Source organism: Thalassococcus halodurans (assembly GCF_900108225.1).
Classification (GTDB): Bacteria; Pseudomonadota; Alphaproteobacteria; order Rhodobacterales; family Rhodobacteraceae; genus Thalassococcus; species Thalassococcus halodurans.
On record NZ_FNUZ01000006.1, the window covers coordinates 233,533 to 241,146 of the forward strand.

Consider the following 7,614-nt stretch of genomic DNA (forward strand, 5'->3'; position numbering starts at 1 on the left):
TCTTCATCCGGCGCAGCAGCTCAACTTTGCCACGTCCATATCGAAGGTTTGCGCCGCCAGCTTCAGCCCTTCCACGGTCGTCAGATAGGGGAAGATCGTCTCCCCGAGCGCCTTTGTGGTCATGCCAAACTTCAGCGCCATAACGAGGGTCTGGATCGTATCGGACCCCTCGGGCGCGATGATCTGGCCGCCAAGCAGCCGGTCGGACTTTCTGTCCGCCACCAGCTTGATCAATCCGCGCGTGTCGCGTGCGGCCAGTGCGCGCGGCACCTGATCGAGCGGTACGATGGACGTCTTGACGTCGAGGCCCGCGTCCCGCGCCTGGGCTTCACCGAGACCGACGCCCGCGACCTGCGGGTCGGAAAACACCACCCAGGGCATCGCGGCGTTGTCGTAGCGATGGTCTTCGCCGAGAACCGCATTTTTGGCCGCGAGCTTTGCACCATAGGCCGCCATATAGACGAACTGGTCGCGGTCGGTCACATCGCCTGCGGCATAGATGCCGCGCACCGATGTCTGCATGTCCTCGCCGACGACGATGGACCCACGCGCGTCGGTTTCCACGCCGATTGCGTCCAGGCCCATATCTTTGGTATTGGCCCGCCTGCCAGCGGTCGAAACGAGGTGATCCGCCGTCACTTCGACAGGCTTTCCGTTCTGGATCACGCGCAGTGTCACGCCCGCGTCGTCGCGGCGCACAGTGTCGTAGCTTAACCCGGTCAGAAGGGTGATGCCTTCAGCCTCGAACGCCGCCGCCAATGCCTCCGAGACCTCTGGTTCCGCGCCGGGCAACAGATGCGAACGGGCGACAAGCGTGACCTTCACGCCCATGCGGCTCATCATCTGGGCCAGCTCCGCGCCGATGTAGCCCGCGCCGATGAAGATCAGGCTTTTCGGCAGTACTTCGAGTTCCAGAAGACTGGTGCTGTTGAGCGCGCCGATTTCCTCGATGCCGTCGATGGTCGGCAGAACGGGACGCCCGCCCGTGGCGATGATGGTCCTCGGTGCTTTCAGGGTTCGCTCACCGACTGTCACGCCACCTTCGATCAGCCGCGCGGGACCGGCGTCGATGTAATCGACATCCTCATATTCCGGCAGAAGGTCCGCGTATTTCTTCTGGCGCAGGGTCGTGACCAGATCGTCCTTGGACTGAACGAGCGTCTGCCAATCATCCACTTGTGCCCGTCCCGACAGGCCGGGGAACCGCTTGGCAGCCCCCGCACAGTGCACGGCCTCTGCCGCACGGATCATCGCCTTGGAGGGCACGCATCCCACGTTGACGCAAGTTCCGCCGATGGTGCCATGTCCTACGAGGGCGACACGCTTTCCGGCATCCGCGCCGGTAATTGCGGCGGAGAACCCCGCCGATCCGGCCCCAAGAACGATCAGGTCATAGCCGCCCTGTTCATCGTCGTTTTTGTTCAGGTCTTTCATCTCAGCGCGCCTCGCCATGTTCGGGGTCTTTTGGTCTGGCGGCGAGCAGATATATGACCGCGCCGATGGCGATCAGCGGTGTCAACATGCCGAGGAGGCCGAAGACCATGCCGGTGGCGGTGCAACATCCCATCATCATAAGAGCGATCCTTTCTTTTGCGCACGGTTCAGGAGAACCGCGTAGAGTGCTGTGGCGGCGAAAACGCCGATTGTGATCCGTATTGCGAACCTGAATTCGAGAAGAATGATCAGGATCGACAGGGCCACCGCGAGGCCGGTGGCCCAAAGTTTCGGGGCCGGTCCCGGTTTGCCAGCGCGCAGCCAAAGGGCCTGTGCCACCACGGCGAGGCTGAAAAACAGCAGCGGGAACAGGGCGTAATCGAGCCAGCCCGTGAGGGCCGACAATCCGACGCCAGCGACGATGACGACCAGAAGCGGTGTAAAGCAGCAGAGCGCGGCGAAGAGCGCACCGCCAAGCCCCCATTTCAGCAGACGGTCGGAATTTTCAGGTGTGTCAGTCAAGGAGCCGTCTTTCTTTGTGATGGGTCGGGGCCGGAGGCGCGTTTCATTTGCGAACGACGCAGTGCGCGGACGATCAGGTAGGTCAGACCCGCCAAAACCAGCACGGCAATGCCACTCATTCCAGAGAGCCAAGCCCCAACGCCGCCGAACAACGCTGCAAGCACGGCAGTTCCGCCGCCGCAGCAGACGACCACGACCGGAGCTGCTATTCCGAAGGCCAGCAGGCCACCCATCAGATTGTCACGCATTGCAGGCGGCTCAGGAGGCTGTGTCGGGCAGCACCTGCGCCGGATAGCCATTGGCCGTCACCGCGCCGATGATGCTTTCGATGGAAGTTTCGGCGTCATCGTAGGTCACGCTGTAAACACCCTGCCCGTATTCGGGGCCGTCCTCGAATGCGGCGATCTCGACCGACGGAACACCGCGCATCGAGCTGGCAACAATGAACGAACAGGACGGGCATGTCAGTTCGCTGACGGCGATCTCGACCTGGCGCTCTTCAGCGAGGGCCGGGGTCGAGAGTGCGACGATGGCCAGGGCGGATAACAGGAGATGCTTCATGGTCATGGTCATGGTCCTCGTTCAGAATTTCAGGATGAAGGGGGTGATGTAGGGAAAGATCATGGCGACAGCGACAATCGCGGAAGCGGCCCAGAGGGTTGCGCGCATGATGCGGCGGTCGATGGGGCGGGCGCAGGTGCCATCGGCACAGGCCTCGGCATCTACAGGCTTGTAAGCCTTGTAGAAGCCGTATCCCAAAAACGCGGCGCTCAGCGCGAAGGTGTACCATTTGTAGGCATAGAGCGCCCCGAGCTGCGCGATGAACACGCCTGTCACGCCAAAGCTGACCAGCACCAATGGAAGGATGCAGCAAGAAGTCATCGCCAGCGCACCGAGGACGCCGAGGCCGGTCACGCCCCATCCCTTGGTGGTTTCGTCGCCAATTTTCTGCGACTGAGATTGCGGAAGTTCCGCCAAATGTTGTTCCATCGAATCTTCCTTGAACAGATGTTTCCACCGTTCTAGGGTCTGTAGTTGATACAGGCTCAAGGGATTTTTCGGCACAATGAGTAACACAAGCGTGAGATCAATTCGGCGGGGCGATTTGGCCCGCGCAACGGGCTGCAACCTGGAAACCATTCGCTATTACGAGAAAATCGGGATCATGCCGGACCCGCCGCGCAGTACGAAGGGCTACCGAAGCTACGACGATGCCCACGTCAAGCGGCTGAAATTCGTCATGCGGTCCCGCGATCTAGGCTTTTCTCTCGAAGAGGTTCGCGGGCTGCTTGGGCTGGTCGATGACCGATCCCGGACATGCGCCGAGGTGCAGATCATCGCCGAAGATCATCTGACTGACGTTCAGGCCAAGATTGCCGATCTGCAGCGCATCGAGCGCGTCCTGTCGGACACTGTTGCGCGATGCACCGGCGATGCTGCCCCAGAATGCGCGGTGATCGATGCGTTACTCGATGCTTAGTCCACCCTAAAGAAGAGGGGGCAACGGACCTTCGTGAACGGCGCAGCGAAAGCCCGAAAAGTCCCGCACTGTGTGATTTTATGCGCAGCGCAGCGAATGGCGGCTTTCACAAACGCAGGTTTGTAAAACGGATGTAAAATAGGCTCTCAGATAGCGAACTCGTGCATCTCAGCTCGTGTCTCAATGTAAATTCCGCAAAGGGTGCCAGCGTCAGGGAAAAATATTTCTTAACGTAGGATTTTGCACTGAGCCGGAGCAGACCCCAGGCAGCAGGAAAGCCGGTGTCCACCTCGCGGCGTGCGTATCTGACCGACCTGCAGGACACGATCTTCATGGCGATCCCGGAAGAGAACCTCGCGCTGATGCCGCTAAGCCAACAGGTCCTGAACGACCCTTCATTTTACGCGGACGCCATGCACTATGCCGCCGCGATCAGCGAGGATGAGCTCTTCATGGCGCTGTCCTCTTCGCTGAAGGACATGACGGTGCAAGACGCCCGGGCGTTCGTCTCGAAGCTCTGGCACAGCACGATCGATGACAATGCCCGCAAATATGCCGAAGCGTTGAAGCGCCCCGAGCGTGAAATCATGCCGCTGCGGCCTGGGAACACCGTGTAAGATCGGAGCCATTCTCTTGGCTTGAGCCCTACCGAGGTTGGCCGCCGCGAATCCCCTTTCCCGGAGGTGGCACCCTGTGCAGCGCGCGAAAGCCGTTGAAGGCGCTGTGGGGACGACTACTGTCGCCAACATGATGAACTGGGATCACATGCGCGTCTTCTTCCGGCGCACCGCGGCGCTTGCCGCTTTTGTCGCGCTGCTCTGGGCGATCCAAGTCGTCAATTGGATCACCGGCTACGGCCTGAACCCGGCCTTCGGCCTGATCCCCAGGCACGGCAGCGGGTTGGATGGTGTCATCGCTATGCCCCTCCTGCATGGGAGTTTCTCGCACCTGATGGCCAATACGCCGCCGCTCCTGGTGATGGGTGGGCTGCTGGTGGCAACGACCACGCGAGGCTTGCTGTCGGTGAACGCCGTGGTGATCGGCCTAGGGGGCGGTCTCGTGTGGTTGTTCGGCGGCTCGGCGATCCATATCGGTGCGTCGGGGCTGATCTTCGGCTGGTTTGGCTTCCTCATCGCGCGCGGTCTTGTGGATCGCTCTCCGATCACGCTGGGCGCGGCGCTGGTGGTCGGTGTCCTCTATGGCTCTATTCTCTGGGGCGTTCTTCCGGGCCAACCCGGCGTGTCGTGGGAGGCGCATCTCTTCGGCGCTATCGCGGGCGCGGGCGCTGCGTTCCTAATCCGAACGCATGTCCATGCGCCGCGCCTCGGCGGCGTCGATCTGAACTGAAACAGTGCAATCGGGCCTAAGCTGCCGATCGACCTCGTTTGGTGCAGCGTATGCTTCATGATCTTGCCAAGAAAGTGCTCTGAACGGTTGCCGTGACTTCTCGAAAGATGGAAATGGCCCACGTTGTTGTTCTCTCCTCTCGTAAACAGAGAAGAGGTGGAGAGGACCAGAACTTGCTCGGCAAGTGGGCTCGCAGGTCAGGGCCAAGGAAAAGTGTCGGATTGCGCCCTAGCAGCTACGCAGTCATAGTGCCACTGAGGGCAGGCGGGAGCAAATAGCATGGACGTTCGAATTCAAACCGGCTGGGACAACGACCCCGCAGGGCGCATTCGAAACTTATCGCTTGCTCCGAATGCCAAGAACTCACTTTTCCCACTTTTTGAAGCTGTGATGAACTCCATTCACGCCGTCGAAGACAGATTTGGCAAGGATAATCTCAGCAAGGGCGAAGTCACAATCGAACTGCACCGCACTGAATCTGGGGAGATGGAAGGCTTTACTATTTCTGACAATGGAATTGGCTTTAACGAAAGCAATCTCGAGTCTTTTCGCCGAATGGACTCACGTGCCAAAGAAAAGATTGGCGGAAAAGGCGTAGGGCGCCTTGTTTGGCTCAAGGTGCTGGACGAGGTGCGTATTCAAAGTGTTTACGATGACGGGTCCATCGGTCGTTCTATTTCTTTTGATTTCAAGGTTTCCAACCCAACGGACAATCTGACCCTTGCGCCAGCGGATCAAAGCACTCCAGGCTCAATTATTCAGTTGACTCCCTACAAACGTGACTACGCTCTGCACATACCGAAGAAGGCAAGCACGATCACAAATCGGCTTTTGGCTCATTTCATAAGTTACTTCATCAATATCAGTCATCCAAAAATTACGGTCTGTGATGTTGATGCCGAGATAGACCTGTTCGAGGCATTCTCAGAATCAGTTGAGCGCGATGCAGATTATCGGTTCACTTTATCCGCTTCTGGCGGGTCCGAAGATTTTGTCTGCCACTGTTTTCTGCTTCCCAAAGCAATCTCTGACGACGAAAGAAGCACGAACGCACTTTACCTTGGAGCAAACGGACGTGCTGTAAAACGGTTCGACATGGACGGGGTGATTGGCCTTAAGGCTATTGATAGTAAATTCGCATTCCTTGGGTATATTGAAAGTGCGGCCCTCGATGAATCTGTGAATGACACAAGAACGGACTTCTCTTTGTCAGAAGATGAGATTGAGAGCATCGTCGATCAGGCGAAAGAGCGCGTCAAGGAGTTCCTCGCCCCCGAACTCGCTGAGATTCGAGAGAAGCAGACAGGCATTGTCAGCGCCCTCCGCATCGAGCATCCTCGTTTCCTTAGTATTCAAGGTACGGATGCTGAAGTCGCGGAAACGCTCCATTACGGCACGAACCGGAAAGAGGACATATTTGTGGAAATGTCCCGTCAGTCGCTGCGTCAATATGAACGCCGTAAGAATGCTTTCAAACGGTCAATTGAGAAGAAGTTGCCTGACGTGGAGGCGAAGGCCAAAGAGTATGTCGCAGAACTCAAGCAAGAGTCGGTGTCGTCGCTTGCTGAATATGTCATGAAGCGCAAGTTGGTTCTCGATGTGTTCGAAGAGAGCTTGAAATTCAAGCCTAATACAGATCAAGATTCCGAGTATGAGGACGTTCTCCACGACATAATCTGCCCTCTGAAATCCACTTCCTCGGATTTGGATTACGACGATCACAATTTATGGATCGTTGACGACCGACTGGCATTCTACTCATATTTCAACTCTGACACCCGCATGGAAAAGCAAGTGTCAGATCCCACTCACCCAAAAGATAGGCCAGACGTCTCCATTTTCGACCTTGGCCTTGGCTTTGAAAATGAAGACAAGTCTTCCCCAATCACTATTGTAGAATTCAAGCGTCCGAAAATCGACAACTACACTTTGGAGAAAAACCCCATCACGCAAGTCCGAAAATATGTTGAAGACATGCGGAAGTCTGGTGAGGCGATCAAGTATGACGGGACTCCCATACGCTCAATCGAAGAAACTACGCCGTTCATGTGTCACATCATCGCGGATATAACACCCAAGCTACGTGATGTCATGAAGGCTCTCGGGAACTTCCACCGAAAGGCGGGTTCAAACACATACTATTCGTGGGACGCGTCCTATTCGATTTTTATCGAGGTCTCGTCTTTCAAAGACGTTCTCGAGTCCGCTAAGTCACGCAACCGAGCATTCTTCGAACGTATCGGGATCTCAGTATAATCAAGTTTGCTTCCGCGTTTCTCTGCCACTTTAACTAATACGCAGGGAACCACCACTTTCCACCCTTCCTTGCGGAACGTAGCGCCAACCCATTCCTCATAAAGAAGGGCGCACGGGTCGCTGTGACTGACCTGCAACGCAGCTTTTCTGAACCGGCCTTTTGGGACATCGTGCGGCAATGTCGGATAGCAGGAAGTCGGCGGGTCAGTTCCAGATGGCCTCGTACTCCCAGCCCTCCGGGAACCCGGCTGTCTGCGGACGAATTTCGTAAGGGAGGTCTTGGGTCAAGATCTTGTCGCGAAGACGGATGTGCCACCTGGTGCGCGGATAATACTGCCGCAGCATGAAGATCATGATGACGATCGCGCTGTAAATCTTTTTCGTGGGCGCATCGTCCCCCATCCTGGGCTGGCGGAGGTGGTCGAGCTGTCCAAATGTCGTTTTTGGGGGAACCCCAGGGCTGTTAACCAAGGGCTTGTTCCACGTTCGGGCGTGATGTGCGCAGCTGTTGCGGACGTCATTGAGCGCTGTGATCCATGAAGCGAATGTCTTCATGGGGAGGTCCGGGTGAATAC

11 protein-coding genes are annotated in these 7,614 nt (G+C 57.3%); 4 read left to right on the forward strand and 7 right to left on the reverse strand.

Annotated features, from left to right (window positions below; translation table 11 throughout):
- Window positions 1–3: 3 nt before the first annotated feature.
- The 6 genes from merA to C4S59_RS17050 are packed head-to-tail and all read right to left on the reverse strand — an operon-like array spanning window position 4 to window position 2,946.
- The gene (gene merA / locus C4S59_RS17030; protein ID WP_057796628.1) at window positions 4–1,434 is read right to left on the reverse strand and encodes a mercury(II) reductase; all 1,431 of its coding nucleotides are present in this window, start codon (window positions 1,432–1,434) and stop codon (window positions 4–6) included.
- A gap of 1 nt (window position 1,435) precedes the next feature.
- Window positions 1,436–1,573: a hypothetical protein gene (locus tag C4S59_RS19600; protein WP_007803572.1), complete on the reverse strand. Its 138-nt coding sequence runs from the start codon at window positions 1,571–1,573 to the stop codon at window positions 1,436–1,438.
- Window positions 1,570–1,956 (reverse strand): mercury resistance system transport protein MerF, encoded by a 387-nt coding sequence (gene merF, locus C4S59_RS17035; protein WP_007803570.1) that lies wholly within the window; start codon window positions 1,954–1,956, stop codon window positions 1,570–1,572. Before merF ends, C4S59_RS19600 begins: the two co-directional genes overlap by 4 nt.
- Window positions 1,953–2,204 (reverse strand): hypothetical protein, encoded by a 252-nt coding sequence (locus C4S59_RS17040; RefSeq protein WP_072629817.1) that lies wholly within the window; start codon window positions 2,202–2,204, stop codon window positions 1,953–1,955. Before C4S59_RS17040 ends, merF begins: the two co-directional genes overlap by 4 nt.
- 10 nt (window positions 2,205–2,214) lie before the next feature.
- The gene (locus tag C4S59_RS17045) at window positions 2,215–2,523 is read right to left on the reverse strand and encodes a heavy-metal-associated domain-containing protein (RefSeq protein WP_007803569.1); all 309 of its coding nucleotides are present in this window, start codon (window positions 2,521–2,523) and stop codon (window positions 2,215–2,217) included.
- Window positions 2,524–2,538: 15 nt separating this feature from the next.
- Window positions 2,539–2,946, reverse strand: coding sequence for a mercuric transporter MerT family protein (locus tag C4S59_RS17050; protein ID WP_007803565.1), 408 nt, complete (start codon window positions 2,944–2,946; stop codon window positions 2,539–2,541).
- Between the two features lie 76 nt (window positions 2,947–3,022).
- Between C4S59_RS17050 and C4S59_RS17055 the strand changes: the two genes are divergently transcribed.
- From C4S59_RS17055 to C4S59_RS17070, 4 genes are all read left to right on the forward strand, one after another.
- Window positions 3,023–3,436: a MerR family transcriptional regulator gene (locus C4S59_RS17055; RefSeq protein WP_153218054.1), complete on the forward strand. Its 414-nt coding sequence runs from the start codon at window positions 3,023–3,025 to the stop codon at window positions 3,434–3,436.
- A gap of 281 nt (window positions 3,437–3,717) precedes the next feature.
- Window positions 3,718–4,053: a hypothetical protein gene (locus tag C4S59_RS17060; RefSeq protein ID WP_234994812.1), complete on the forward strand. Its 336-nt coding sequence runs from the start codon at window positions 3,718–3,720 to the stop codon at window positions 4,051–4,053.
- Between the two features lie 148 nt (window positions 4,054–4,201).
- Entirely contained in the window at window positions 4,202–4,783 is a 582-nt protein-coding gene (locus C4S59_RS17065) for a rhomboid family intramembrane serine protease (protein ID WP_072702366.1), read from the forward strand.
- 279 nt (window positions 4,784–5,062) lie between these two features.
- Window positions 5,063–7,039: an ATP-binding protein gene (locus C4S59_RS17070; RefSeq protein ID WP_072702316.1), complete on the forward strand. Its 1,977-nt coding sequence runs from the start codon at window positions 5,063–5,065 to the stop codon at window positions 7,037–7,039.
- A 204-nt stretch (window positions 7,040–7,243) separates the two neighbouring features.
- Here the strand turns inward: C4S59_RS17070 and C4S59_RS17075 are convergent.
- On the reverse strand, window positions 7,244–7,614 hold a 371-nt coding region (locus tag C4S59_RS17075), incomplete at its 5' end, for an Abi family protein (protein WP_234994813.1).

What these genes read in the sequence shown, in the direction of transcription:
- merA (WP_057796628.1), bottom strand. Translation starts at nt 1,434, where the DNA reads ATGAAAGACCTGAACAAAAACGACGATGAACAGGGCGGCTATGACCTG.
- C4S59_RS19600 (WP_007803572.1), bottom strand. Translation starts at nt 1,573, where the DNA reads ATGATGATGGGATGTTGCACCGCCACCGGCATGGTCTTCGGCCTCCTC.
- C4S59_RS17040 (WP_072629817.1), bottom strand. Translation starts at nt 2,204, where the DNA reads ATGCGTGACAATCTGATGGGTGGCCTGCTGGCCTTCGGAATAGCAGCT.
- C4S59_RS17045 (WP_007803569.1), bottom strand. Translation starts at nt 2,523, where the DNA reads ATGACCATGAAGCATCTCCTGTTATCCGCCCTGGCCATCGTCGCACTC.
- C4S59_RS17050 (WP_007803565.1), bottom strand. Translation starts at nt 2,946, where the DNA reads ATGGAACAACATTTGGCGGAACTTCCGCAATCTCAGTCGCAGAAAATT.
- C4S59_RS17055 (WP_153218054.1), top strand. Translation starts at nt 3,023, where the DNA reads ATGAGTAACACAAGCGTGAGATCAATTCGGCGGGGCGATTTGGCCCGC.
- C4S59_RS17065 (WP_072702366.1), top strand. Translation starts at nt 4,202, where the DNA reads ATGCGCGTCTTCTTCCGGCGCACCGCGGCGCTTGCCGCTTTTGTCGCG.
- C4S59_RS17070 (WP_072702316.1), top strand. Translation starts at nt 5,063, where the DNA reads ATGGACGTTCGAATTCAAACCGGCTGGGACAACGACCCCGCAGGGCGC.